This is a genomic window from Micromonospora sp. NPDC002575, assembly GCF_042889525.1.
In the GTDB taxonomy this organism is placed as follows: Bacteria; Actinomycetota; Actinomycetes; order Mycobacteriales; family Micromonosporaceae; genus Micromonospora; species Micromonospora carbonacea.
Genome location: NZ_JBIARA010000002.1, coordinates 425525 through 450444 on the forward strand (window position 1 = coordinate 425525; position 24920 = coordinate 450444).

The 24920-nt window shown below is 74.2% G+C and carries 18 protein-coding genes and 1 pseudogene; 6 read left to right on the top strand and 13 right to left on the bottom strand.

Annotation, left to right across the window (positions count from 1 at the left end; all coding sequences use genetic code 11):
* Positions 1-93: 93 nt before the first annotated feature.
* The gene (locus ACFYWL_RS05365) at positions 94-1854 is read right to left on the bottom strand and encodes a thiamine pyrophosphate-binding protein (RefSeq protein ID WP_386967644.1); all 1761 of its coding nucleotides are present in this window, start codon (positions 1852-1854) and stop codon (positions 94-96) included.
* Positions 1847-2971, bottom strand: a complete 1125-nt coding sequence (locus ACFYWL_RS05370; RefSeq protein ID WP_386967647.1) for a Vms1/Ankzf1 family peptidyl-tRNA hydrolase — start codon at positions 2969-2971, stop codon at positions 1847-1849. The genes ACFYWL_RS05365 and ACFYWL_RS05370 overlap by 8 nt, the downstream gene beginning before the upstream one ends.
* A 189-nt stretch (positions 2972-3160) precedes the next feature.
* Here ACFYWL_RS05370 and ACFYWL_RS05375 point away from each other — a divergent pair, with 189 nt between their 5' ends.
* Entirely contained in the window at positions 3161-3697 is a 537-nt protein-coding gene (locus ACFYWL_RS05375) for a hypothetical protein (RefSeq protein ID WP_386967649.1), read from the top strand.
* Positions 3698-3732: 35 nt separating this feature from the next.
* Here the strand turns inward: ACFYWL_RS05375 and ACFYWL_RS05380 are convergent, their stop codons facing one another.
* Positions 3733-4071, bottom strand: a complete 339-nt coding sequence (locus ACFYWL_RS05380; RefSeq protein WP_386967651.1) for a DUF3817 domain-containing protein — start codon at positions 4069-4071, stop codon at positions 3733-3735.
* A gap of 182 nt (positions 4072-4253) precedes the next feature.
* Between ACFYWL_RS05380 and ACFYWL_RS05385 the strand changes: the two genes are divergently transcribed.
* Both ACFYWL_RS05385 and ACFYWL_RS05390 read left to right on the top strand, forming a co-directional pair.
* Positions 4254-5732: a glutamate--cysteine ligase gene (locus ACFYWL_RS05385; RefSeq protein WP_386967653.1), complete on the top strand. Its 1479-nt coding sequence runs from the start codon at positions 4254-4256 to the stop codon at positions 5730-5732.
* Between the two features lie 68 nt (positions 5733-5800).
* A complete protein-coding gene (locus ACFYWL_RS05390; RefSeq protein WP_386967656.1) occupies positions 5801-6223 on the top strand; it encodes an SUKH-4 family immunity protein in 423 nt (140 codons plus the stop codon).
* Positions 6224-6303: 80 nt separating this feature from the next.
* On the opposite strand, the gene ACFYWL_RS05395 is transcribed toward ACFYWL_RS05390, so the two are convergent.
* Entirely contained in the window at positions 6304-6876 is a 573-nt protein-coding gene (locus ACFYWL_RS05395; protein WP_386967658.1) for a hypothetical protein, read from the bottom strand.
* Positions 6877-7021: 145 nt separating this feature from the next.
* The gene (locus ACFYWL_RS05400) at positions 7022-8788 is read right to left on the bottom strand and encodes a pentapeptide repeat-containing protein (protein ID WP_386967661.1); all 1767 of its coding nucleotides are present in this window, start codon (positions 8786-8788) and stop codon (positions 7022-7024) included.
* A gap of 612 nt (positions 8789-9400) precedes the next feature.
* Between ACFYWL_RS05400 and ACFYWL_RS05405 the strand changes: the two genes are divergently transcribed.
* A complete protein-coding gene (locus ACFYWL_RS05405) occupies positions 9401-9916 on the top strand; it encodes an NUDIX domain-containing protein (RefSeq protein ID WP_386967663.1) in 516 nt (171 codons plus the stop codon).
* A 170-nt stretch (positions 9917-10086) separates the two neighbouring features.
* Here ACFYWL_RS05405 and treZ read toward each other — a convergent pair whose 3' ends face one another.
* From treZ to glgX, 3 genes are read right to left on the bottom strand one after another with little or no spacing between them, the layout of a single operon-like run.
* On the bottom strand, positions 10087-11820 hold the full coding sequence (treZ, locus tag ACFYWL_RS05410) for a malto-oligosyltrehalose trehalohydrolase (protein WP_386967665.1): 1734 nt from the start codon (positions 11818-11820) through the stop codon (positions 10087-10089).
* Positions 11817-14168, bottom strand: coding sequence for a malto-oligosyltrehalose synthase (treY, locus tag ACFYWL_RS05415; protein ID WP_386967668.1), 2352 nt, complete (start codon positions 14166-14168; stop codon positions 11817-11819). The genes treZ and treY overlap by 4 nt, the downstream gene beginning before the upstream one ends.
* A gap of 2 nt (positions 14169-14170) precedes the next feature.
* The gene (glgX, locus tag ACFYWL_RS05420; protein ID WP_386967670.1) at positions 14171-16291 is read right to left on the bottom strand and encodes a glycogen debranching protein GlgX; all 2121 of its coding nucleotides are present in this window, start codon (positions 16289-16291) and stop codon (positions 14171-14173) included.
* A 322-nt stretch (positions 16292-16613) separates the two neighbouring features.
* Here glgX and ACFYWL_RS05425 point away from each other — a divergent pair.
* Positions 16614-18033 (top strand): annotated as a pseudogene (locus ACFYWL_RS05425) (glycosyltransferase family 4 protein).
* A gap of 62 nt (positions 18034-18095) precedes the next feature.
* On the opposite strand, the gene ACFYWL_RS05430 reads toward ACFYWL_RS05425, so the two are convergent.
* The 4 genes from ACFYWL_RS05430 to ACFYWL_RS05445 all read right to left on the bottom strand — a co-directional run bounded on the left by ACFYWL_RS05430 (position 18096) and on the right by ACFYWL_RS05445 (position 23270).
* Positions 18096-19379 carry a citrate synthase gene (locus ACFYWL_RS05430; RefSeq protein WP_386967673.1) on the bottom strand — a complete coding sequence of 428 codons (1284 nt, stop codon included), beginning with the start codon at positions 19377-19379 and terminating at the stop codon, positions 18096-18098.
* Between the two features lie 241 nt (positions 19380-19620).
* On the bottom strand, positions 19621-21681 hold the full coding sequence (locus tag ACFYWL_RS05435; RefSeq protein ID WP_386967675.1) for a sulfatase-like hydrolase/transferase: 2061 nt from the start codon (positions 21679-21681) through the stop codon (positions 19621-19623).
* Positions 21674-23104, bottom strand: coding sequence for a class I SAM-dependent methyltransferase (locus tag ACFYWL_RS05440; RefSeq protein WP_386967678.1), 1431 nt, complete (start codon positions 23102-23104; stop codon positions 21674-21676). The genes ACFYWL_RS05435 and ACFYWL_RS05440 overlap by 8 nt, the downstream gene beginning before the upstream one ends.
* A 16-nt stretch (positions 23105-23120) precedes the next feature.
* Complete coding sequence (locus ACFYWL_RS05445) at positions 23121-23270, bottom strand: hypothetical protein (protein ID WP_386967680.1); 150 nt, start codon at positions 23268-23270, stop codon at positions 23121-23123.
* 204 nt (positions 23271-23474) lie between these two features.
* Between ACFYWL_RS05445 and ACFYWL_RS05450 the strand changes: the two genes are divergently transcribed.
* Complete coding sequence (locus tag ACFYWL_RS05450; RefSeq protein WP_386967682.1) at positions 23475-23876, top strand: VOC family protein; 402 nt, start codon at positions 23475-23477, stop codon at positions 23874-23876.
* A gap of 10 nt (positions 23877-23886) precedes the next feature.
* Here ACFYWL_RS05450 and ACFYWL_RS05455 read toward each other — a convergent pair whose 3' ends face one another.
* Positions 23887-24567, bottom strand: coding sequence for a helix-turn-helix domain-containing protein (locus ACFYWL_RS05455; RefSeq protein ID WP_386967806.1), 681 nt, complete (start codon positions 24565-24567; stop codon positions 23887-23889).
* Between the last annotated feature and the right edge of the window lie 353 nt (positions 24568-24920).

A 24920-nucleotide genomic window follows, 5' to 3' on the forward strand; every position in this document is an offset into this window, starting at 1 on the left:
CCTCGTTCGCTCACCACGCGGCCCGGCTTCCCGTCCCGATGGGGTCTAAACGGGGCGTCCGCCACCACGCGTGCCCGCTGGGCGGGTCGTCCGCTAAACGAGGTCCTCCGCCTCGACGGCGACCCGGTTGTCGAGCATCCGCCCGTAGACCCGCTGGGCCGCGTCCCCACCGGCGAACAGGCCACGCAGGTCCGCCAGGGCCGGTTCCGGAGGGCGCAGCGCGACGGTCGGGTCGACCACGGCCTCCAGCACGCTCGGCCGGTCCGCCGCGAGGACCTCGTCCCACGCCGCGCCGACCAGTTCCGGCCGGTCCACCCGCACCCCGTGCAGACCGAGCAGGCGGGCCCAGCCGGCGTACGGGACGTCGGGCCGCCGGTCGAGCACCCCGGCCGGCGGGCGGCCGTCGCCCACGCCCGAGCTGTCGCGGTTGTTGAGCACCAGCACGACCAGCCGGGGGTCGGACCACTCCCGCCAGTGGTGGGCCACGGTGATCAGCTCGGCCAACCCGTTGAGCTGCATCGCGCCGTCGCCGGCGAGGGCGAGCACCGGCCGGTCGGGGCTGGCGAGCTTCGCCGCCACCGCGTACGGCAGGGCGCAGCCGGTCGACCCGAGGGTGCCGCAGAGGTGCGCGGCCACCCCGGGCGGCAGCTCCAGGTGCCGGGCGTACCAGTAGACGACCGAGCCGACGTCGACGGCCACGGCCGCCTCGCGGGGCATCCGGGCGGAGAGTTCGTGCAGCACGAGCTGCGGGTTGATCGGCCCGGCGGGTTCGGCGGCGCGGGCCGCCGCTGCCTGCCGCCACCGGTCCACCGACGCCTCCACCGTCTCCCGCCACGCCCGCCGGGGCCGGTCCGGGACGCGGTCCAGCAGGGCTCGCAGCGTCTCGGTGGCGTCGCCCACCAGCGGCACGTCCACCGGGTAACGGTTGCCGATCCGCCGGCCGTCGATGTCGATCTGGACGGTGCGGACCTGGCCGGGCAGCGGGTAGTAGTCGGTCCACGGGTCGTTGGTGCCGACCAGCAGCAGGGTGTCGCAGCCGCCCATGAGCTGGGCCGCGGCGCTGGTGCCCACCTCGCCGAGCACCCCGGCGTGGAAGGGCAGCCGCTCGTCGAGCACCGGCTTGCCGAGCAGGCTGACGGCCACCCCCGCGCCGAGCCGGTCGGCAAGCGCCACGATCTCGTCGGCGGCGCCGTGACCGCCCTGCCCGACCAGGATCGCGACGCGCTCGCCGATGCCGAGCAGCGACGCGGCGGCGGCCAGGTCGGCGTCGTGCGGCAGCACCCGTGCCAGGGGCTCCCCCGGCGTCGCCGACATCACGCCGGCGAACTGCGGGACCAGGTCGGGAACCGGGGCCGCCTGCACTTCGCGGGGCAGCACCACGCAGGTGGGGCTGCGGGTGGCGGCGGCGGTGCGGAACGCCTGGTCCAGCACGGCCGGCACCTGGCCGGGGGTGCGTCCGTAGCGGACGAACTGGTTGCAGACGTCGCCGAAGAGGCGGCTCAGGCCGATCTCCTCGTGGGCGCCGCCGAGCGGGCCGACGACGTCCTCGCCGACGATCGCCACCACCGGCTTGCTGTCCAGCTTGGCGTCGTACAGGCCGTTGAGCAGGTGCACCGCGCTGGGGCCCTGGGTGGCCAGGCAGACCCCGATCTCGCCGGTGAACTTGGCGTGCCCGCTGGCCATGAACGAGGCCGTCTCCTCGTGCCGGGCGGGGACGAACTCCGGGTCCCCGCCCGCGCGGTCCAGGGCGGCGACCAGCGGGGCGACGGCGGCGCCCGGGCACCCGAAGGCGCGCGGCACCCGCCAGGCCCGCAGCCGCTCCACCACCAGGTCGGCGACCGTACGCTCAGCCATCTGACCGGCCGGGGGTGGCGGCGTCGACGTAGCGCAGCACCGCGCCCACCCCGTCGGTCAGCTCGGGCGCCTCGTCCGGCGCGAGCACGGTCAGCTCCGCGTCGGTGCCGACGAGCGCCCGGACCAGGGCCGCGTCGGCGCGTACCCGCTGCGGGTCGGCCACCGACACGGCGGTGAGCTGGCCCGGTTCGGTGGCGATGTCGGTCGGCTCGGGGCCGACCCAGAGCTGGGCCGTCGACGACGGGTCGTCCACGATCAGCATCGTGTCGACCTGGTTGCGGCGCAGCGCGGACACGACCGCGTCGAGGCCCGCCCCGACGTCCTCCTGGACGCCGAAGCGGTCCAGCGCGGCGGTGACCCGCTGGTCGGCCACCTCGGCGATGGTCTGCACCGTGACGTCGTCCATCAGCGCCGGGTCCGCCCCGGCGTGCCGCGACCCGGCGTCGGTGCGCACCAGCACGTCCTGCCAGCGCTCCGGCAGCTGGGCGGCGATCATGCCGGTGGCCCGCACGTCGCCGGCGACCACCACCACCTCCGCGCCGACCTTCTCGGCCAGCTCCGCGGTGGCCGCCGCGGCGTCGCCGGCGTTGTGGTGCCACGCCTCCATGGCGGCCCGCTGGTAGCGCGACTGCGACCAGCCGCCCGGGTTGACGCGGCGCAGCGGGAAGTCCTCCCGGCCGGTGACGTGGGCGCGGCGGGGCACCCCGCCGGCGCTGATGGCCACGGCGTCCGCGCCCCTGCGGTCGGCCAGCACCCGCACCCAGGCGACCTGCTCGCCGCGCTGGGCGAGCAGCGGCATGGTGTGCGGCAGCTCCGACACGGTCGCCAGGTCCCGCAGCGGCGGGGCGGACAGGTACTCGGTGAGCACCGCCCGGCCCCGGGTGGCGAACGCGGCGATGCCGTAGTCGCCCGGCATCGGGTCGTGGCCGCGGACGACCCGCTCGACGGCGTCCACGGTCTGCGCGTCGGCGTCCTGCTCCAGCAGGCGCCCCTTGAGTGCCCGCCAGCGCAGGTCCAGCGCGGGGCGGGCGTCGTGGGTGTCCCGGGAGGCGTCCAGATAGACCGAGCACCACGGCCCGGGACGGTCGTAGAGCGGGCGCAGGAAGGACAGCTGCATGCTCGACCCCTTTCCGGCTCGGCCCCCCGCTTACCCGCGCCGGTCGCCTTGTCACCTGACCCGGTGGTCCCGTGCGCGAGCGCGCCACGAACATGACTCGCGTTCATTCATGTCGTTCCGCCGCGCCGCCGGATACGATCGGTGTAGCGAATCGGACTCTCCGTGGTGAACGACTCTCGGTGGTGGACAATGGACGGCGACCTCGACTACCGGCGAATCGCTCGCCCGACGCAACGGATCGTCACCGGCCGCGTCGTCCGGTTGCTCGACGGCTACCCGCGTGAGCTGAAGATCGGCCAGCCCGTGCTCGTCGCCGTGGTGACGGCCGCCAGCGTGATGGGGCTGCTGCTGCTGGCGTTCCGCTCGCTGCTGTCCAGCGGCGGTGGCGGCGCCCGGCGCACCTGGAAGGAGCTGCGCAAGGGGCCGGAGTTCCTGGTCACCCCGCTGCGGCTGCGCGACTCCAACGACCAGCTGTGCGAGGTGGAGCTGCACGGGCACCTGGCGCAGAGCGCGCTGCACCCGGCCGACTGGGTGCAGATCACGCTCAAGCCGCAGGATCCGGACCTGCCGCCCCGGGTCGAGCAGATCGTCAACCTCACCACCGGGCAGCTGCTGCGTCCCCGCCACGCCACCGTGTGGAGCCACCTCGGGCCGCCGCTGCTGCTCCAGGCCATCCTGGGGGCGCTGCTGATCCTCGTGGTCGGCGCGGTCGTCCTGCTCACCTGAGGCCCGCGGCGGTCGGCACGACGCGCGCCGGGCGGTCAGCCGACCGGGATGCGGGGGCGGTCGGGTTCGGGCGCGGTGCGCAGCATGCCCCGGCGGGCAGCCCAGCGTTCGAAGACCAGGGTGGCGAACGGCGGCACGGAGCAGGCCAGCGCCACGAGGGTCGGCCACGTCCGCCACCGGTGCAGCCGGGCGACGGCCAGCACGAGCACACCGTACGCGACGAACAGGCCGCCGTGGATCGGGCCGAAAATCTTCACGCCGATCTCGTTGCCCGGCGGGCCGTACTTGACGGCCATGCCGACCAGCAGGGCCAGCCAGGAGCACGCCTCGGCGACCGCCGCCACGACGAACAGCTTGGTGATCTTCTCGCGCATCGCCACTCCCCCACCGGTTGCCGGTCATGCTAGCCAGCCCGACGGGCGGCCCGGCGGCGCGGGCGGCGGAGGCGACGGGGATCACGCGGCCCGCAGGTGGGTACGTAGAGGGACCTTCGGGTCTTCCCCGGGCCGCCGCCGCGTGCGAGGTTGGGGGAACCAACGGTGACAGGGCGGTGACCATGGGCGAGGAAGTCGCGGCGCGCACCTTCAGTCGGGAGGACCGGGCGCGCTATCGGGAGAAGGTGCACCGGTGCCTGGACGTCTTCGCCGAGATGCTCCGGGAGTCCCGATTCGACGTCGAACGGCCGATGACGGGCGTGGAGATCGAGCTGAACCTGGTCGACGACGGGTCCATGCCGGCGATGCGCAACGCCGACGTGCTAGCCGCGATCGCCGACCCGAGCTTCCAGACCGAGCTGGGGCAGTTCAACGTGGAGATCAACGTCGCGCCGCGCCGGCTGGCCGGCACGGGCACCGCCGCGTTCGAGGAACACGTGCGGGCCAGCCTCAACGCCGCCGAGACCAAGGCCCGGGTCGTCGGCGCGCACATGGTCATGATCGGCATCCTGCCGACGCTGCGCCCGGAGCACCTGACCGCCGAGACGCTGTCGGCCAACCCGCGCTACCAGCTGCTCAACGAGCAGATCTTCGCCGCCCGCGGCGAGGACCTGCGGATCTCCATCAGCGGGGTGGAGCGGCTCGCGGTCACCGCCGACACCATCACCCCGGAGGCGGCGTGCACCAGCACCCAGTTCCACCTCCAGGTCAGCCCCGCGCAGTTCGCCGACCACTGGAACGCCGCCCAGGCCGTCGCCGGCATCCAGGTGGCCCTCGGCGCGAACTCGCCGCTGCTGTTCGGCCGGGAGCTGTGGCGCGAGACCCGCATCCCGCTGTTCCAGCAGGCCACCGACACCCGGGCGGAGGAGATCAAGGCCCAGGGGGTACGCCCGCGGGTGTGGTTCGGCGAGCGCTGGATCACCAGCGTGTTCGACCTGTTCGAGGAGAACGTGCGCTACTTCCCCGCGCTGCTGCCGGTGTGCGACCCGGAGGACCCGGCCGAGGCCCTGGCCCGGGGCGACGTGCCGAAGCTCGCCGAGCTGCGGCTGCACAACGGCACCGTCTACCGCTGGAACCGACCGGTGTACGACGTGTACAAGGGCCGCCCCCACCTGCGGGTGGAAAACCGGGTGCTGCCCGCCGGCCCGACGGTGCTCGACACCGTCGCCAACGGCGCGTTCTACTTCGGGCTGGTCCGGGCCCTCGCCGAGTCGGACCGGCCGCTGTGGTCGCAGATGTCGTTCAGCGCCGCCGAGGAGAACTTCAACGCCTGCGCGAGGCACGGCATCGACGCCCAGGTGTTCTGGCCCGGCCTCGGCTACCTGCCGGTCACCGAGCTGGTGCTGCGCCGGCTGCTGCCGCTGGCCCACCACGGCCTCGACCGCTGGGGGCTGGACCCGGCCGAGCGGGACCGGCTGCTCGGGATCATCGAGCAGCGCTGCCTGACCGGCCGCAACGGCGCGACCTGGCAGGTGGAGACCCTGCACCGGCTGGAGTCCGCCGACCACCTGGACCGGCCCGAGGCGCTGCGCGAGGTCGTCCGCCACTACGTGGAGCTGATGCACAGCAACCGCCCGGTCCACGAGTGGCCGATCCCCTGACCGGCCGGGACCGGGACCGGGCCAGGAGCACCGGCCGGCGGGCCCGCGCCCAGCGCTAGGGTGAGGCGGTGCCGACCACCGACGCGGCGATCGACGCCGCCCTCGCCCGGCTGCGGTCCCTCGGGGAGCAGCTTCCCTACCCCGGCGTCTGGCTGCCGGCCGTCCGCGCCGAGTCGACCGGCCTCGTCCTCGCCGAGGACGAGGGACTGTCCCGCCTCGTCGTCGACCCGGCCACGGGCGTCGTGTCCCTCGTCGACGACGACGGCGCCGAGCCGGTGAACTCCACCCTGGACGCGCTCGTCGCCTGCGCCGAGGCGTATCTGGTAGCCCGTGTCGAGGCCGACGCGCTGCCCGACGACGCCGACGACGACCTCGAGGCGGTCGGCGAGCGGCTCACCGACCGGTTCCGGCAGCTCGACCCGGCGTCGGTGGGCCACGAGAACCGCTTCTGGTCGGTGGCCGCCGAGGAACTCGGCTACGGGATGACCTGACGGGTCGACCTCCCCCGGCGGCAACCCCGGCCTGCCGGGTCGGCGATCCGACGATCTGACGGGTCGGCGCCTCCTGCTCGCTACGCGACGGGCGCGTCGACCATCGGCTCGTACCGGTCGCCGGCGTCGCTGACCGGGCGGTAGTCCTCGTCGGCCGCCAGGCGGTGCAGCGCCTCCAGCAGCCCGTCGGCCTCCGGCAGGTCGAGCGCCTGCCGCAGCCGCGCCCGTTCCGCGTCCAGCTCCGGCCAGTCCTCGCGGATCTCCTCGTCGGCGCGGGCCAGCCACTCCCGCAGCCGCGCGCCGCCGTCGTCGCCGTACGGGACCGTCGTCGCGTCGTGGATGCTGGAGAGCCCGACGACGAGGGCGAGGGCGGCGCGCAAGTCGGCCGCGATCAACCCGCCCTCCCCCTCCGAGCCGACGTACAGCACGGGACGGTTGACGCCGGTGCCCACCAGCATGAAGGCCCCGCCCGTGGCATCCCCGGCGATCATCTCCAAGGGCTCGCCGCTGGGCAGGTGCACCGCCTCCGGCGGCCCGTCGGCCACCCGGTCCAGGTCGAAGTCGAACCGGCGCAGCAGGTCGACGATCCACGCCTCACCGGCGATCCGCCCCAACAACAGCCCCTCGGCCCCCACGGCCCTCTCATCCACCACGCCGAGACGATACCCACCCCGGCCCCGCCCCGGGGCGGGGCGGGGCGGGGCGGCGATCTTGCACTTGCGGCCCTCGGTTCGCCCGTTATCGCCGTTATGCGGGGGCCGCAAGTGCAAGATCGCTGAGAACGGGGGGGTGCGGGGGTCAGGACGGGGTGGGGGTGGGGGTGGGGGTGGGGAGGTCGTGGGTGGCGTGGAAGACGACCGCGCCGAGGACCTCCGCCGGGGCGCGGAATCTGTCGAGGCGTGCCCCGGCGAAGGTGACGTCGCCGTGGAACGAGGCGCGCCCCTCGGGGCCGCCGAGGCGGAACGCGGCGCCCTCGAACGTGGACCCGTCGAAGCGGGTAACGCCGTGGAACTGGGCGGCCGTGAAGTCCGCGTAGTCCACCAGGCAGCCGCTGAGGTCAAGGTCGACGAGGGTCGCCCCGCACAGCAACAGCCTCATGCCCGCCCAGTGCGCGGAGCTGGAAGCAGGACCGCCCGGCTCATCCGCCCTGCCCGCGCTGCCCACCCTGCCTGGCCCATCCGGCCTGCCCGCCCCGCCTGGCCCATCCGCCCTGCCCGCCCCGCCTGGCCCATCCGGCCTGCCCACCCCGCCTGGCCCCGGGCGCAGGCAGGCAGCCTCGCCCGGCCCCGGGCGCAGGCGCGCGGCGAGGAGCCGCTGCGCGGCGCGGCGCAGCTCCACCTCGCCGGCCTGCGCGGCGGTCAGCTCGCCGGTCACGGGGAACGGCAGCGGCGCACGCAGGTAGCCGCAGACGGTGTCCACGACCCGCTGGCGCAGCTCCGGTCGCGCGTCGCCCAGCTCGCCGAGGACGCGCAGCCCGACCCGGCGTACGTCGGGGTCGGGGTGGGCGAGCTGGCGGGCGTACGGCGCGACGGAGCCGTCGGGCACGAGCACCGCCGCGCCGCCCGGGGCGGTCGAACCCTGCGGACCGGCCGGCGCGGCGGCCAGTTTCTCCGCCCCGGCCAGCCCGTTCGCGCCGTCCGGGGCGGGGCCCGGGGTCCAGCCCAGCGGCCAGCACACCGGTTCGTCGTCGGCCGAGCCGGCCCACCGGGCGTCGGTGAGGTCGACGGCGGGCTGGTCCAGGTGCACCGGCCCGCCGAACCACGCCCCGCCGAAGGCCGCCCCCGCGCCGAAGCGCGCGTTGTAGAACCAGGCGGGGCCGACGAAGCGGGCCCGCCGGAACGACACCGGGCCGACGAAGCGGGCCCCGTCGCCGCCCTCGGTCCACTCCTGGTAGTCGCCCATCAGCACCGCCACGGGCCAGCCGGGGTCGTCCTCGTTCGGCTCGTCCCACTCGGCGGGCCGGACCTCCTCGATGGTGTCCCAGGCCGGGTCGTCCTCCCAGAGTTCCTCCTCGCCGCGCCCGAACCAGGCCAGCCCGCCGAACGCGGCGCCCGCAAAGCTGGCCGGCCCCCGGAACCGGGCGCGCCCGAACACGGCGTCGGCGGCGAACTCGGCGTCGTCGAAGCGGGCCTCGCCGTGGAAGAGCGCGCGGGCGAAGATCGCCTGACTGGCGAACCGGGCCCTTGCGAACGAGGTCGCCCCGAGGAACCGGGCGTCGTCGAACCCGGCCCCGGCCAGCGCGCAGCCGCCGAGGTCGGCGTCGACGAGGGTCGCCCCGGCCAGCTCGACGCCGACCGCCGGCACGCTGGCGTCGGGCCGGAGCAGCCCGGCGAGCACCCGCCCCGCCGCCCGCCGCCCGTCGGCGTCCGGGCCGTCGGCAGGTACGCCGACGCTCGGGGTACGCAGGTAGGCGCACACCGCGTCGGCGGCGTCCTGCCGCAGCGCGGGATCGGCCGCGCCGAGCTGCGCCAGCCGCCGCAGGGCGGCCTCCCGCTGCCGGCCCGCCGCCGCCAGCACCTGCCGGCCGACCGCCCGGCACTCGTCGACGCCCGCCGCATCGCCCATTACGCGCCCCCTCCACACCCGACGGCCGCCACGCGCACCGGCCCCGCCCGCCGGGCCGACCCCGACGTGCCGGCGCAGGATAGCCGGCGCGACCGACACCTGCGCAGGCCCCGGGAGAGGTGGGACCTGCGCCGCGCCCACGGGCACCGGCCGGGCCGAGAGCCGGTGTCGGGCAAAGGCCGCGCTCGATCGGGGATCGAGTGGCCTCGCTCCGCTGGGGATGCCACTCGATCCCGAATTGAGCACGATCTTTCGCCCTGAGCTGTCTGAGCACCCTTCGCCTGTTCGGGCCCGCCCTTCGGCATGCACCCGACGCGGTTGCTCTCGCCAACCAGAACGTACGGACACGTGCTCTGCACACCGCACTCATCGCCACGACCCACGCCCGCTCCGGAGACCTCGAAGCGGCCTGTAACTGGGGTGGCGAACTGGCGCTGTGCATGCCGGCGGTTCGCTCTGCTCGCGTCACATACCGGGTCAGCGAACTCATGACCACGCTGAATGCCCACAGGACGGTGCCTCGGGTCAAGAAACTCCTGCACACCCTCGCGGCTCCGACAGCGCTCGGGTAGCGCGGTCCAAGATCGGGAGCTGTCGGCTAGCGTCACCAAGGTGACCTGGACGGAGCCCGCCACCTGGTATGCCAACCTGCCCGCCTTCTACGCCGCCACAGCCGCTTTCATCACCAACTCCGCAGGCCACATACTGCTGGTCAAGCCCACCTATCGCGATCACTGGGCCTTCCCCGGCGGATATCTGGAAGACGGAGAGTTTCCGCATGTGGGATGCTCCCGGGAAGTCCAGGAGGAGTTGGGCTTTGCCGTAATGGTGGGAGATCTCCTCGTCGTGGACTGGGCTTCCCCTGCCGGGGACCGGCCACGCTCCCTCATTCACTTCACCTTCGACTGCGGAAATCTCAGCGATCGGAACGACTTCGACCTGCCCGGACAGGAACTGGAAGACGTTGCCTTCTTCCCGCCCAGCGACGCCAAACGGCACCTCCCGGACAGCGTTTCCCCACGGATAGATGCGGCGGTAGGAGCCCGCAGCAGGCTAACCCCGGTCTACCTCACCGATGGCCGTGCTCCCCACTACCGAGCCCTGCGGCGGGGAGCACAGGAAACATGAAGCCCCGCGCTTCGCCATGTGCTCCTGTGGACCGTTCACTCCGGGCAGGGGGTCTGGCCCGGGGCAGCGCGGTGATCAAGAGGAAAACGTCATCGTCGAGATCAACTCTGACGTTTTCCTCTTGATCACCGTAGGCGGGCGAGTGCGTGGGGGAAGCCCCGAACGGGCCCTCACAGGGCGACCACCGCTGCCGATTCCGGGGGGAGTTCGATGCGGTCGCGGGTCACCGAGACGCCCTCCTCCGTCGCCAGCAGCACCCGCCGCGCCACCCCCGGCAGGGTGATCCGCTGCGGCCGGCCGGCGAGGTTCGCCACCACCATCCGCTCGCCCCGGCGCATCACCAGGAACTGGTCGCCGTGCCGGACGTCCACGGCGTCGAGCCGGGGGTCGGACAGGTCGGGCTCGCTCTTGCGCAGGGCGATGAGCCGGCGGTAGAAGTCGTACATCCGGCGGTGTTCGGGCTTGTCCAGCTCGGCCCAGTCGAGCCGGGAGCGCAGGAACGTCGCCGAGTCCTGCGGGTCCGGCACGTCGCCGGGCGGCCAGCCGTGCGCGGCGAACTCGCGCCTGCGTCCGGTGGCCACGGCGGTGGCCAGCTCCGGCTCGGGGTGGCTGGTGAAGAACTGCCACGGGGTGCTGGCCGCCCACTCCTCCCCCATGAACAGCATCGGGGTGAACGGGCCGGTGAGCAGCAGCGTCGCGCCGACCCGCAGCAGCGCCGGGGACAGCGTCGCGGAGATCCGGTCGCCGGTGGCCCGGTTGCCGATCTGGTCGTGGTTCTGCAGGTACGCCACGAAGCGGTGCCCCGGCACGCGCTGCCGGTCCACGGGGCGGCCGTGGCTGCGCTCGCGGAAGCTGGACCATGTGCCGGCGTGGAAGAACCCGCCGGTCAGCACCTGCGCCAGGCACTCCAGGGAGCCGAAGTCGGCATAGTAGCCCTGCCGCTCCCCGGTGAGCAGGGTGTGCAGGGCGTGGTGGGCGTCGTCGTTCCACTGGGCGTGCAGGCCGTACCCGCCGGCCTCGCGGGGCGTGACCAGCCGCGGATCGTTGAGGTCGGACTCGGCGATCAGCGACAGCGGCCGGCCCAGCCGGGTCGACAGGGCCTCCACCGCCACCGCGATCTCCTCGAGCAGGTGGGTGGCGCGGGTGTCGGGCATGGCGTGCACGGCGTCGAGGCGCAGGCCGTCGACGTGGTAGTCGCGCAGCCACATCACGATGCTGTCGACGATGTAGCGGCGCACCTCGTCGGAGTGGCGGCCGTCGAGGTTGACGGTGCGGCCCCAGGTGTTGCTCCGCTCGGTCAGGTACGGCGCGAACATCGGCGCGTAGGCCCCGGAGGGCCCGAAATGGTTGTAGACGACGTCGAGGATCACCCCCAGTCCCTTGGCGTGGGCGGCGTCGACGAACCGTTTCAACCCGTCGGGGCCGCCGTAGGGTTCGTGCGGGGCGAACCAGCAGACCCCGTCGTACCCCCAGTTGTGCTCGCCGTTGAAGGCGTTGACCGGCAGCAGCTCGACCAGGTCGACGCCGAGGTCGACGAGGTGGTCGAGGCGCTCGATCGCCGCGTCGAAGGTGCCCTCGGGGGTGAACGTGCCGATGTGCAGCTCGTAGAGGATGCTGCCGGGCAGTTGGCGGCCGGTCCAGCCGGTGTCGCCCCAGCGGTGGGCGGCGTGGTCGTAGCGCCGGCTCGGCCCGTGCACCCCGGCGGGCTGCCAGGGCGAGCGGGGGTCGGGCAGGGCCCGGTCGTCGTCGCCGAGGACGAACCCGTAGTCGGTGCCGGGGCCCGCGTCGGGCACCTCGACCCGCCACCAGCCGCCCGGCTCGGGACGCATCTCGTGGTCGGCGTCGCCGGCCAGCCGCAGCCGGACCCGGGCGGCCCCGGGCGCCCACACGGTGAACTCGGTCATGCGGCAGCCTCCACGGAGTCGGTGGGTGCGAGGAGGGCGACGGGGAGGGTGTCGAGCAGATCGTCCAGCAGCAGCTCGACCCCACTGTAGACCCGTCCGGTGAACACGTCCGTAACACTGCCGCCGGCCAGCGACAGCCGGGTGCCCCGCCAGCCGCCGGTGCGGGCCAGCCGCAGCGGCAGCCGGGTGGCCACGGCGACCGCCCCGGCGCGGTGCGGCCCGCCGGGAGGAGAGCCGGCCCGGTCGAAGGCGACGACGTGGGCGGCGGCCGGCCCCCGGGCGGGCACCGGGCGGTAGCCGGCGAACAGCTCGGGGTGGTCGCGGCGCAGCCGCAGCGTCCGCGACACCACGAGCAGCTTCGCCGCGCCGGAGGCGTCGACCGAGGGCCGCAGGCCGGCGTCGAGCCGGGCCAGCTTCTCCCGGCGTACGGAGAAGTCGACCGGGCGGCGGTTGTCCGGGTCGACCAGGGAGTTGTCCCACAGCTCGGTGCCCTGGTAGGTGTCGGGCACCCCGGGCATGGCGAGCTGGACGAGCTTCTGCCCCAGCGAGTTGGCCCAGCCGGCGGGGGTGATCTCGGCGGCGAAGGCGGTCAGCTCGGCGTGCAGCTCCGGGTCGTCGTACATGCGGTCGACCAGGGCGTGCATGGCGCGCTCGAAGCCGGGGTCGGGGTCGGCCCAGCTCGTGGCCACCGACGCCTCCCGGGCGGCCTTCTCGGCGTACGCGTGCAGCCGCTCCCGCTCGATGGGCCACGCGCCGATGGCGGTCTGCCAGAGCAGGTGCGCGAACGCCGGGTCGGGCAGCGGCGCGGCGGCCGTCCACCCGGTGACCAGCTCGGCCCAGCGCCCGGGCAGCTCGGAGAGCACGGCGAGGCGGGCCCGGACGTCCTCGCCGCGCTTGGTGTCGTGGGTGGAGAGGGTGGTCATGGCCGCCGGCCAGCGGACCTGCCGGGCGGCGGCGAACCGGTGGAACTCCGCCGGCGGGGTGCCGAAGTGGGCGGGGCTGCCGCCGACCTCGTTGAGCGCGACGAACCGGCTCCACCGGTAGTAGGCGGTGTCCTCGACGCCCTTGGCCATCACCGCGCCGCTGAGCTGCGGGAAGCGTACGCCCAGCTCGTCGTCGGGGTCGCGCAGCCGGCGGGTGACCGCGTCGAGGGCCGGGGCCAGGTCGGGGCGGCGGCGGCCCGCCTCGGCGCGGGCGGCGGCGAGGTGGCGGGCCCCGTGCGGCGGGTAGCCCCGGTAGACCGGGAAGCAGGCGGCCAGCTCCGCCAGGGCGGCGCGGGCGGAGTCGGGGGCGAGCTCGGGGGCGAGGGCGGCGAGCCGGGTCAGCTCGGCGGCGAGCAGCCGGGTGGCGGCGGCCAGCTTGGTGGCGTGGGTGAGGTCCTGCCAGGAGGTGTGCCGGCCGGTGAGCCGGGCGTCGAGGGCGGTGAAGTCGGCCTCGGCGTCGCCGTCGACGAAGAGGCCGCCGACGGCGGCGAGGGCGTCGTAGCCGGTGGTGCCGTCCACCGGCCAGTCGGGCAGCTCCTCGCCGTACTCCAGGATCTTCTCCACCAGCAGCCACGCCTGCGGCGCGGCGGCGCGCAGCCGGGCCAGGTAGCCGGCGGGGTCGCGCAGCCCGTCGGGGTGGTCGACGCGGATGCCGTCGACCTCGCCGGCCGCCGCCCACCGCAGGACCTCCGCGTGGGTGGCGGCGAAGACCTCCGGGTCCTCCACCCGCAGGCCGGCGAGGTCGGCGACGGCGAAGAACCGGCGGTACGTCAGCTCGCGGTCGCCGCGCCGCCAGGAGACCAGCTCGTAGTGCTGCCGGTCGTGCACCTGCCGGGGGCTGCCGTCGCCGGTGCCGTCGGCGATCGGGAAGCGGTGCTCGTGGTAGCGCAGCTCCCCGTCGGCGATCGTGAGGTCGTCGAGGGCGTCGGGGGTGTCGGCGAGCACGGGCAGCAGCAGCCGGCCCCGGTCCCAGTCGATGTCGAACCAGCGCGCGTACGCCGAGTCGCGGCCCCGGCGCAGCACGTCCCACCAGGCGGGGTTGGCCGCCGGCCGGGCCACCCCGGCGTGGTTGGGCACGATGTCGACGACGAGGCCGAGCCCGGCGGCGCGCAGCGCCCGCACCAGCCGCACCCGGGCGGCCTCCCCGCCCAGCTCGGGGTTGACGGCCCGGTGGTCGACCACGTCGTAGCCGTGCTGGGAGCCGGGGGTGGCGGTGAGCAGCGGGGCGCTGTAGAGGTGGGTGACGCCGAGGTCGGCCAGGTAGCCGGCGAGGCCGGCGGTGGTGTCGAGGTTGAAGCCGGGGCGGACCTGCACCCGGTAGGTCGAGCCGACCCGGGCGGCCGGGGCATCGGAGGTGGGGGGCACCGTCAGACCGTCCTCTCCAGGACCACCAGGCAGCGGTCGGGCACGCAGATGGTGCCGGCCGCCTCGACGAGGGTCGGCTTCTCCGGGTCCGGTTCGGCGGTGCTGATCACCTGTTCCCAGCGCTGGCCGAACTCCTCGCCGGGCAGGGTGAAGTCGAGCGGGGCGTCGTGGGCGTTGAAGCAGAGCAGGAAGGACGAGTCGCGGTGGCGCTGGCCGTACTGGCCGCGTTCGCGGATGCCGTCGCCGTTGACGAACAGGGCCACCGAACGGCCGAAGTCGTTGCCCCAGTCCTCGCCGGTCATCTCCCGGCCGTCGGGGGTGTACCAGGCCAGGTCGGGCAGCCCCGAGCCGGCGGCCCGGCCGCCGACGGGCAGGCCGGTGAAGAAGCGGCGGCGGCGGAACACCTGGTGGCGGCGGCGGAAGTCGACCAGCTTCCGGACGAAGTCCAGCAGCGGCTCGTCGGCGTTGTCCCAGTCGACCCAGGCCAGCTCGCTGTCCTGGCAGTAGGCGTTGTTGTTGCCGCGCTGGGTGCGGCCCAGCTCGTCGCCGTGGCCGATCATCGGCACGCCCTGGGAGAGGATCAGGGTGGCCAGGAAGTTGCGCCGCTGCCGCTGGCGCAGGGCCAGCACGCCGGGGTCGTCGGTCTCCCCCTCGACGCCGCAGTTCCAGGACCGGTTGTGGCCCTCGCCGTCGCGGTTGTCCTCCCCGTTGGCCTCGTTGTGCTTGTCGTTGTACGACACCAGGTCGTTAAGGGTGAACCCGTCGTGGCAGGTGACGAAGTTGATGCTGTGGAACGGGCGGCGGCCGTCGTCCTGGTAGAGGTCGGCGGAGCCGGAGATGCGGGAGGCGAACTCGGCGAGGGTGGCCGGCTCGCCGCGCCAGAAGTCGCGCACCGTGTCGCGGTACTTGCCGTTCCACTCGGTCCACAGCGGCGGGAAGTTGCCCACCTGGTAGCCGCCGGGGCCGACGTCCCACGGCTCGGCGATGAGCTTGACCTGGCTGACCACCGGGTCCTGCTGGACCACCTCGAAGAAGGTGGACAGCCGGTCGACCTCGTAGAACTCGCGGGCCAGGGTCGCGGCGAGGTCGAACCGGAAGCCGTCGACGTGCATCTCGGTGACCCAATAGCGCAGCGAGTCCATGATCAGTTGCAGGGAGTGGGGGCTGCGCACGTTGAGGCTGTTGCCGGTGCCGGTGTAGTCGACGAAGTAGCGCCGGTTCTCCTCGGAGAGCCGGTAGTAGCTCGGGTTGTCGACGCCCTTGAAGCTCAGCGTCGGGCCGAGGTGGTTGCCCTCGGCGGTGTGGTTGTAGACCACGTCGAGGATGACCTCGATGCCGGCGGCGTGCAGCGTCTTGACCATGCCCCGGAACTCCTGCACCTGCTGGCCCAGGCCGCCGAGGGCCGCGTACCCGTGGTGGGGGGCGAAGAAGCCGATCGTGTTGTAGCCCCAGTAGTTGCGCAGCCCCAGGTCGGCCAGCCGGTGGTCGTGCACGAACTGGTGCACCGGCATCAGCTCCACGGCCGTGACCCCGAGCCGCTGGAAGTATTCGATCATGACCGGGGAGGCGATGGCCGCGTACGTGCCGCGCAGCTCCTCGGGGATGTCGGGGTGGCGCATGGTCAGCCCCCGCACGTGCGCCTCGTAGATCACCGAGTGGTGGTAGGGGGTGCGCGGCGGCCGGTCGTTGCCCCAGTCGAAGTACGGGTTCACCACCACCGACTTCGGCATGAACGGGGCCGAGTCGGTCTCCGACATCCGGTTCTCGTCGCCGCCCACCTCGTAGTCGTAGACGGCCGGGTTCCACTCGACGTCACCGTCGACGGCCTTCGCGTACGGGTCGAGCAGCAGCTTGTGGGGGTTGCAGCGGATGCCGTTCGCCGGGTCCCACGGGCCGTGGACCCGGTAGCCGTACCGCTGCCCCGGCTCGATGCCCGGGAGGTAGCAGTGCCAGACGTACGCGTCGACCTCACGCAGCTCGACGCGGCGCTCCGCGCCGGTGTCCCACTCGTCGAACAGGCAGAGCTCGACACGCTCGGCCACCTCGGAGAAGATCGCGAAGTTGGTGCCCATCCCGTCGTGGGTGGCCCCCAGCGGGTACCGCTCGCCCGGCCAGACCTGCATGTCGCTCCTCAGCCCATGATGATGATCGCCCCGGACGGGGCCGTGCCCGCCGGGTGCGCACGCCGCTAATGCCCCGCCGTCGGTCGGCCCAATCCACCCGTTGGTGCCGTAACCGATTCCGCCCGCCTGATGCCGACTGGACCTTTGGGTGGTGTCCGTCACCTTGGGCCCTCTCGGGATGCGGTTCGGGCCCGGATGCCCTTTCCTTGATGCGGGTGCGTGCGGAGGCGCGCGTTCCCGCTCGGCCCTCGGCCACCCCACCTTGCCCTGTCACGCCGCCATCGTTGCCGGCGCGTTCCACCCTGCACGGACGGAGTTCGATGTGACGACCCTGCGGGCCGGCGAGCAGACCGCCACCGCCACGGACCGGCTCTGCCGGCCCAGCACCACCTCACGGTCCCAGATCCCGCAGCCGGCGCTCCCGCAGCCCCACGGCTGCGGGGTGCCCCCGCAGACCCGCCGCATCCTCATGCTCTCCTGGGAGTACCCGCCGGTGCTCGTCGGCGGCCTCGGCCGCCACGTGCACGCCCTCTCCGTCGCCCTCGCCGCCGCCGGCCACGAGGTCACCGTCGTCACCCGCCACGCCGACGGCGCACCCCTGGAGGAATACGCCGACGGCGTCCGCGTCCTGCGCGCCGCCGAGGACCCCGTCGCCTTCCCCCTGGCCACCGGCAGCCTCCTCGCCTGGACCATGGCCTTCAACCACACCCTCACCCGCGCCGCCCTGCGCGCCACCGAATCCGGCGCCTACGACGTCATCCACGCCCACGACTGGCTCGTCGCGCACACCGCGATGACCCTGCGGGACCACCTCGACATCCCGCTGGTCAGCACGATCCACGCCACGGAGGCGGGCCGGCACCAGGGCTGGCTGCCGCAGGAGATGAACCGCACCATCCACGGCGTCGAACAGTGGCTCAGCTCCGAGTCCAACCGGGTGATCGTCTGCTCGGGATACATGCGCGACGAGGTCGGCGCGCTGTTCGACGTGCCGGCCACCCGGGTCGACGTGGTGCCCAACGGGGTGGAGCCGCACCGGTGGAAGGCGCCGACGTCGGCGGTTGCCTCGGCGCGGGCCCGGTTCGCCGGCGACGGCCCCCTGGTCACCTTCGCCGGCCGGCTGGTCTACGAGAAGGGCGTGCAGCACCTGCTCGCCGGGCTGCCCCGGCTGCGGGAGCGGCACCCCGGGCTGCGCGCGGTGATCGTCGGCGACGGGCCGTACAAGCCGGCGCTGGAGGCCGAGGTGCACCGGCTGGGCCTCGACGGCACGGTCAGCATGCCGGGCTTCCTCGGCGGCACCGACCTGCCTGCGGTGATGGCCGCCTCGGACTGCTTCGCGGTGCCGAGCATCTACGAGCCGTTCGGCATGGTCGCCCTGGAGGGGGCGGCGGCGGGCGCGCCCCCTGGCGGTCGCCGCGACGGGCGGCCTGGCCGAGATCGTCGAGCCGGGCGTCACCGGGATGACCTTCGCCCCGCAGGACCCGGCGGGGCTGACCGAGGCGGTGCACGCCCTGCTGTCGGACACCGAGCGCGCCCGGGCGCTGGCCCGCCGGGCCCGGACGATGGTCCAGGAGCAGTACGGCTGGGCGGCCATCGCACGCCGCACGGCCGACACGTACGCCTCGGCGATCGCCAAGGCCCCGGCGTTCACCGCCGAGCGCGCCGAGCGGCGGATGAGCGGGGCCGGCGCCCCGCGGCAGGTCGCCGAGGGCAACCTGCTGGCCGCGGCCGGCCTGCGCTGAGGCGCAAGGAAGGGCCCCCTGCCATCGCATTCCGCATGGCAGGGGGCCCTTGTTAACAAGCGTCAGCGGTCGGCGGGCCGCTCGTACGCGCGCTCCGGATAACCGGTGTAGAGCTGCCGCGGGCGGCCGATCTTGGTCTCCGGGTCGCCGAGCATCTCGCGCCACTGGGCGATCCAGCCGGGCAGCCGGCCGAGGGCGAACAGCACGGTGAACATCTTCGTCGGGAAGCCCATGGCCTTGTAGATCAGGCCGGTGTAGAAGTCCACGTTCGGGTAGAGCCGGCGGGAGACGAAGAAGTCGTCGGCGAGGGCGATCTCCTCCAGCTGCATCGCGATGTCCAGCAGCGGGTCCGGCTTGGCCATCCGGCCGAGGACGTCCTGCGCGGCCTTCTTCACGATCGCGGCCCGGGGGTCGTAGTTCTTGTAGACCCGGTGGCCGAAGCCCATCAGCTTGACGCCGTCCTGCTTGTCCTTGACCTTGCGGACGAAGGACTGCACGTCGCCGCCGTCGGCCTGGATCTTCTCCAGCATCTCCAGCACGGCCTGGTTGGCGCCGCCGTGCAGCGGGCCGAACAGGGCGTTCACCCCGGCCGAGACGGAGGCGAAGAGGTTGGCGTTGCTGGAGCCGACCAGCCGCACGGTCGACGTGGAGCAGTTCTGCTCGTGGTCGGCGTGCAGGATGAACAGCATGTCCAGCACCTTGGCCATGACCGGGTCGACCTCGTACGGCTCCGCCGGCACGCCGAACGTCATCCGCAGGAAGTTCTCCACGTAGCCCAGGGAGTTGTCCGGGTACAGCAGCGGCTGCCCGATCGACTTCTTGTAGGCGTACGAGGCGATCGTGGGGACCTTCGCCATCAGCCGGACGGTGGACATCTCGACGTGGTCGGAGTCGAACGGGTCCAGGCTGTCCTGGTAGAAGGTCGAGATGGCGCTGACGGCCGAGGAGAGCACGGCCATCGGGTGCGCGTCGCGGGGGAAGCCGTCGAAGAAGCGGCGCATCTCCTCGTGCAGCAGGGAGTGCCGCCGGATCCGCTCGCTGAACTCGTCGAGCTGCTGCTGGCCGGGCAGCTCACCGTAGATGAGCAGGTACGAGACCTCCAGGAAGGAGGACTTCTCGGCCAGCTGCTCGATCGGGTAGCCCCGGTACCGCAGGATGCCCGCGTCGCCGTCGATGTAGGTGATCGCGGAGGAGCAGGCCGCAGTGTTCACGAAACCGGGATCGTACGTGGTCATCCCGGTTTCCTTGAGGAGCTTGCTCACGCCGATGCCGGCGGGGCCCTCGACCGCCGACTGCACCGGCATCGACAGCTGCCCACCGGGGTGATCGAGCTTGACTTCCGTCATGTGTTCCTCGCTTCGCCGGCAGATCTACGTTGAAATTGCCTTCGCTTTTACCGTAAACACGGTTGCGGGGACACCGCCCGTCGTGGTTCCGCAGGTGAGGTATGCGTCACCCGATTCCCGGGAGGTGGGCGCGGAAACCCGGGGGCCGGGAGCCGACCTCGAACGGGGCCAATGTGACAAAAGGCCCCCGATCGCGCACGAAGCGTGATCGGGGGCCCGGTGGGCAGCAGGAACGAAACTCTCAGGAAATACTCAGGTGACGCAGCTCGCCGCCCGTGCCGATCTGGTACAGGTCCACGCGGTTGTCCCCGGCGCGGAACAGCCGGTCGTCGGGGAGGAAGGCCGCGAACCGGCGTCCGCCGACATCCGGCGGCACCACCGGGACGACCGCCCCGATCCGCCCGTTGACGGCGACGGCGAGCAGCGTGCCGTCGCGTACCGAGGCTTCGACCGTGCCCCAGACCAGGGCCGGCAGCTCGCCGGTGTCCGGGTCGACGGCGCGGAAGGCGGCGAGGTCGGCGACCCGCGCCGACCCGCCGGCCGGGCGCTGGCCCACGGTCGTGCCCACCAGCGGGTGCGGCTTCGGCAGCGGCGGCGGCGCGGGCACCCCGCCGGCGATGGTGACCGGTTCCGCCGGCCGGTCGTAGAAGCGCTTGTCGGCGCGCTCGCGCGGGGCCTGCCGGGCCGAGCGCCCGTCGACCCGCCAGGGGATCCGCACGTGCGCGTAGTCGGCGACGGTGGGCAGCAGGTCGACGTGCTCCCAGTTGCGGTCGTCGACCCGGCCGGCGCGCTGGCCGGGCTCCTTGACGAACATCGGCACCCAGGCCACCTGCCCGGCCGCCGCGCGGATCGCGTCCATCCCCCGGCCCTGGGCGCCGTTGTCGAAGCTGACCCCGTGGTCGGCGGTGACCGCCACCAGGGCCCGGTCGTACAGGCCGGTGGCGCGCAGCGTGCGCAGCATCTCGCCGATCAGCCGGTCGGTGTACTCCAGTTGGGCCAGGTGCCGCCGCCGGGCCAGCTCGACCCAGCCCGTGCCGTCGTTGGGCAGATCGTCCGGGGCGGCGTAGCGGGCCCCCGAGGGCAGGAACTGCCACGGCGCGTGCGGCATCAGCAGGTGCAGGAAGTGCAGGGTGGGCCGGTCGCCGGGGCGCAGCCCGGCCAGGAAGCTGGCGAACCGGGCCGGCTGGTTGGCGTTCAGCCGGTCCCAGCGGAACTTCGGGTCGGCGGGGACGGGCTCGGCGGCGTCCAGGCCGGCCTCGGCGGCGGTCTGCTCGCGGTAGGACTCCTCGGGGTCGACGTGGCTGTCCACCGGGGCGGTGACCTGTCCCAGCAGCTTCCCGCTCTCCCGGACCAGGGTGCCGAGCCCCTGCCGGGGGCTGGCCGGCTGGTCGCAGCGGCTGGGCGGGCAGAGCCGGGTGATGCTCTCCTCGGCGCGGATGTCGTACAGGCCGCCGAGGGCGGTGAACAGGTTGTCGGGGTACTGCGAGTAGTGCGGGGCGAGCGGCTTCGCCGGGTAGCGGCCGGTGAGCATGGCCGGCAGCGCGTACGGCGTCCAGCCGCTGACCCCGGTGGCGTTGCGGTACCAGGTGGCGCCGCCGGCCAGCTCGGCGAAGTGCGGGTAGCGGGCGGCGTCGATCCGCCCGTCGGGGCCAAGCAGGGAGACCAGGGGCAGTTCGTCGAGGATCAGCATGACCACCGGCGGGTGCCCGCCCGGGGCGGCCACCCCGGCCGCCCCGGCGTCGCCGCGCGGCAGCACCACCGCCGAGGCCGGTGAGGCGAACAGGAACAGCGCCACGAAGGCCGCCGGCCCGGCCGCGGCCACCCGCAGCGCCAGGCCCGGCCCGCGCCACCGCCGGTGCGCCGCCGCCCCGGCCGCGCCGGCCGCCACGGCGACGACCAGCAGCGGTACGCCCCGCAGCGGCGTCACGTGCCGGCCCACCTGCACGGCGAGGGCGGCCAGCAGCAGGCCGACGAGCACGGTGTGCACCGCCGCGCGGGCGGGCCGCCCCGCCAGCCGGCTCGCCGCGCCGAGCAGCGCCAGCGCCGCCGTGGGCGCGACGGCGATCAGCGCGACCAGGGCCAGGATCTCGCCCCGGGTGGCCCGGTGGAACAGGAAGAAGTCGGGGCTGCGGCCCAGCACGTCCAGCATCGGCTGGGTGACCACCAGCCCGACGAGGGCCGTCACCTCCAGCAGCCGGCGCAGCTCGGCCCGCCACCCGGCCGGGCGTCCGGGGCGGTCCGGGGTCGCCCCGGCGACCGGCGGCGCGGGGGCGGCCGGCGGCGCCAGGGTCACGTCAGCCACCCACCACCGCCTGGTAGAGCGTCCGGGTGCCGCCGGGCAGCTCGACGCGCCGCTCGACGCGGCACCGGGCGGCGAGCAGCCGGGCGAACGCGTCGGGCCGGTAGTCGGGGAAGAGGCCGGCCGGCTTGTTGGCCAGCAGCCGCCGGGCCATCGGGTCCTCCGGGTGGACGAACTCGACCACCAGCCGACCGCCGGGGACGCACGCGTCGGCGAGCTGGTCGACGACCTGGGCCAGCGGCACGTTGCGCCCGATCGCCAGGTGGTGCACGACGGCGAGGGCCAGCACCAGGTCGGCCCGGGCCCGGGTGGCGAACGCGGCCCGCTCGACGCCGCCCCAGCCGCCGCCGGGCGACGGGTCGGCCAGGTCCATCACCAGCGGCAGCACCCGCCGCTGCTCCTCGGCGCGCAGCGCCGCGTACAGCTCGTCGACCACGGCCGGGTCCTGCTCGACGGCGACGACGTAGCCGGCGTACCGGGCGGCGAGGCGGGCGTACCGGCCGTCGTTGGCGCCCAGGTCGAGCACCAGGCCGGGCGGCGCCGCGGCGGTCAGCGCCAGCTCGACGAAGCGCTCCTTGGCGGCGCGGTCGGCGGCGGAGTAGCTGCACGTGCGCTGGTAGTCGGCCCAGTGGCTGCGCCCGCGGCGGGGGCGCAGCCGGCGGACCAGCCGCTCGATCCGGCGTACGGCGGCCAACGCCAGCTCCCGGGAGAAGCCGGCGCCGCGCAGTTGCTCGCGCACCTCGCCGCTGGCGGCGTCGGCGTTGCGCTGCTGCATTGCCGAGTGCAGGTGCACGTGGGTGGGCACGCCGGGCAGCAGCCGCCGGACGCCGGTGAACAGCCGGCGCATCTGCTCCGGCGGGATGCCGTCGACCTGGGCCCGCAGCCAGGGCTGGAAGTCCACGCCGAGGTGCGCGGTGAGCAGCAGCGGGTAGAGCATCGTCTGGCAGAACTGCCGGTAGCCGGCCCAGGGCTCGCCGTCGCGGGCCGGCTCGAACGAGCCGACGTCGATGAAGACCGGGGCGACGCCGCGCCACTGGAGGTTGTAGGCCGAGCCGTCCTTGGTGGTGAAGCCGGCGGCCAGCGCGGCGCGCAGGATCTCCAGGTGCAGCAGGGCCGCGTCGCGCAGCATGCCGAACGACCACTCGTACGGGTGGGAGACGAACGGGATGCGCTCGTGGCGCAGCACCGCGGCCCACCGCGCGCCGGCCGGGTCGGCGAGCTGGGCCGGTTCGACCGGCTCGGTGCCGCAGACCTTGCCGGCGGCGAGCAGCGGCGGGAAGAAGTCGCTGGCGGACAGGGCCCGCCAGTCCTGCGCCGCCCGGGCGTCGAGGCCGCGCAGCACCTCCCCGTCGGCGTGGAAGACGCGGTTGGCCGGGTCGCGGAACGAGCCCGGATCGGCCCGGACGTCGGTGTGCGGGGTGGTCATCGCCGGTGCGCCCCGCTCAGGAACGGTCGGTGCGCTGGCGGCGGTACCGAGCCGTCAGCCGACGCCAGTAGAGCTTCGCGGCCACCGCCGCTCCGGCCGCCCCGCCGACCACCGCCTGCACGATCAGGCTGCCGGATCCCGCGTCCAGGTAGGCCAGGTGCATCACGGCCGCTCCTTCCCCTCGCCGTCTCGGAGCCGGCCCGGGCACCCGCCATCTGGGGTGTTCGTGCCCAAAAGCCGGACTTGTCTCATTGCCACCGTACGCGACGCCCGGCCCCGTCGCGGCCACACCTGCCACTCCGGGCCGCCGATCGGCGCGGTGTCCGTTCCGTTCAAGACGCCCCGGTCACCCGGCCGTACGGTCGGCGGTATGACACCTCGATTCGATCTCGTCGGCACGACGGTCGCCGACATGGCCCGCACCCTCGACTTCTACCGCCGCCTCGGGCTGGACATCCCGGCCGGCGCGGAGGCCCAGCCGCACGTGGAGGTCACGTTGGACAACGGGCTGCGGCTGGCCTGGGACACGGTGGAGACGATCCGTTCCTTCGACCCGGGCTGGACGCCGCCGACCGGCTCGCCCCGGATGAGCCTGGCGTTCCGGTGCGCCGACCCGGCGGAGGTGGACCGCCGCTGGGCCGAGCTGACCGGAGCCGGGTTCCACGGTCACCTGCCGCCGTGGGACGCGGTGTGGGGCCAGCGGTACGCGGTCCTGCACGATCCCGAGGGCAACGGGGTGGACCTGTTCGCCCCGCTGCCGGCCGCCGGCTGACCGGGGCGGCTCAGCCGCGCAGCAGGGCGGCGGGCGGGACGCCGGCCAGGTCGCGCACGTCCCGGCTCAGGTGGGCCTGGTCGGCGTAGCCGCTGGCGGCGGCCGCCTCGGCCAGCGGCGTGCCGGCCCTGGCCAGGGCGAGCGCCCGGCGCATCCGCAGGATGCGGGCGAGGGTCTTCGGGCCGTACCCGAAGAGGGCCCGGCAGCGTCGGTGCAGCGCCCGGGGGGTCAGGTCGACCTCGGCGGCGGCCTCGGCCACCGGCTTCCCGGCGGCGAGCAACCCGGCGACGCGCGCCCCGAGCGGATCGGGGCCGCCGGCCGCGGCGAGCCGGCCGGCGGCGATCGCCTCCAGCCCGACGCCGGTGGGCCGGCCGCCCAGCCGCTCGGCGGCCTCCCGGGCCGCCCGGCCCCACAGCGCCTCCAACGGCACCCGCGCGTCGCGCAGCGCGTCGGCGGGGACGCCGAAGACCGCCGGCCCGACGCCGGGCGGCAGCCGCAGCCCCAGCCACCGCTCCCCCGGCGCGGACACGGTCAGGTGCGCCGTGCGGTCCGGGCCGGCCACCAGCAGCCCGGCGCGGCTGGACCAGAGCAGGTCCAGGCAGCCGTCGGGCAGCACCCGGCCCGGGGTGCCATCGCTGGTGGCGGTCCACAGCACCGCGCCGGGCAGGGCCGCCTGCCGTTCCTGGTACATCCGCCCCAGCATCCCACGCTCCGCGCCTGCGCCTGCGCCTGCGCCTGCCAAGATTCGGTCACGCACCGCGACGGCCGATCCGTTGCGACGCTCCGTCACGCTCTCCCGACCTCGCTCGACGCCCGGCGCCTCCTTTGCTCTGCACCCATATCCGCACCACCCGATCTGAGCTGGCCATTCACTTGATCGGACGGCGCTGGGCGCATCGCCGCCGGTTGCGCAGCATGCATTGTTGCGTATGTGGGTGCAGAGCAAAGGGGTGCGCCGAAGGTGGGGCTCAGCAGCGGGCTGTCACTCGGCGTCATGGCTCGGTGCCGCCATCGCATCACCGGCCCGGGGCGGCCACCAGCACC

What these genes read in the sequence shown, in the direction of transcription:
- ACFYWL_RS05430 (WP_386967673.1), bottom strand. Translation starts at nt 19,379, where the DNA reads ATGACGGAAGTCAAGCTCGATCACCCCGGTGGGCAGCTGTCGATGCCG.
- ACFYWL_RS05375 (WP_386967649.1), top strand. Translation starts at nt 3,161, where the DNA reads ATGGACGGCGACCTCGACTACCGGCGAATCGCTCGCCCGACGCAACGG.
- ACFYWL_RS05450 (WP_386967682.1), top strand. Translation starts at nt 23,475, where the DNA reads ATGACACCTCGATTCGATCTCGTCGGCACGACGGTCGCCGACATGGCC.
- ACFYWL_RS05365 (WP_386967644.1), bottom strand. Translation starts at nt 1,854, where the DNA reads ATGGCTGAGCGTACGGTCGCCGACCTGGTGGTGGAGCGGCTGCGGGCC.
- ACFYWL_RS05370 (WP_386967647.1), bottom strand. Translation starts at nt 2,971, where the DNA reads ATGCAGCTGTCCTTCCTGCGCCCGCTCTACGACCGTCCCGGGCCGTGG.
- ACFYWL_RS05380 (WP_386967651.1), bottom strand. Translation starts at nt 4,071, where the DNA reads ATGCGCGAGAAGATCACCAAGCTGTTCGTCGTGGCGGCGGTCGCCGAG.
- glgX (WP_386967670.1), bottom strand. Translation starts at nt 16,291, where the DNA reads ATGCAGGTCTGGCCGGGCGAGCGGTACCCGCTGGGGGCCACCCACGAC.
- treZ (WP_386967665.1), bottom strand. Translation starts at nt 11,820, where the DNA reads ATGACCGAGTTCACCGTGTGGGCGCCCGGGGCCGCCCGGGTCCGGCTG.
- ACFYWL_RS05440 (WP_386967678.1), bottom strand. Translation starts at nt 23,104, where the DNA reads ATGACCACCCCGCACACCGACGTCCGGGCCGATCCGGGCTCGTTCCGC.
- ACFYWL_RS05400 (WP_386967661.1), bottom strand. Translation starts at nt 8,788, where the DNA reads ATGGGCGATGCGGCGGGCGTCGACGAGTGCCGGGCGGTCGGCCGGCAG.
- ACFYWL_RS05455 (WP_386967806.1), bottom strand. Translation starts at nt 24,567, where the DNA reads ATGTACCAGGAACGGCAGGCGGCCCTGCCCGGCGCGGTGCTGTGGACC.
- ACFYWL_RS05385 (WP_386967653.1), top strand. Translation starts at nt 4,254, where the DNA reads ATGGGCGAGGAAGTCGCGGCGCGCACCTTCAGTCGGGAGGACCGGGCG.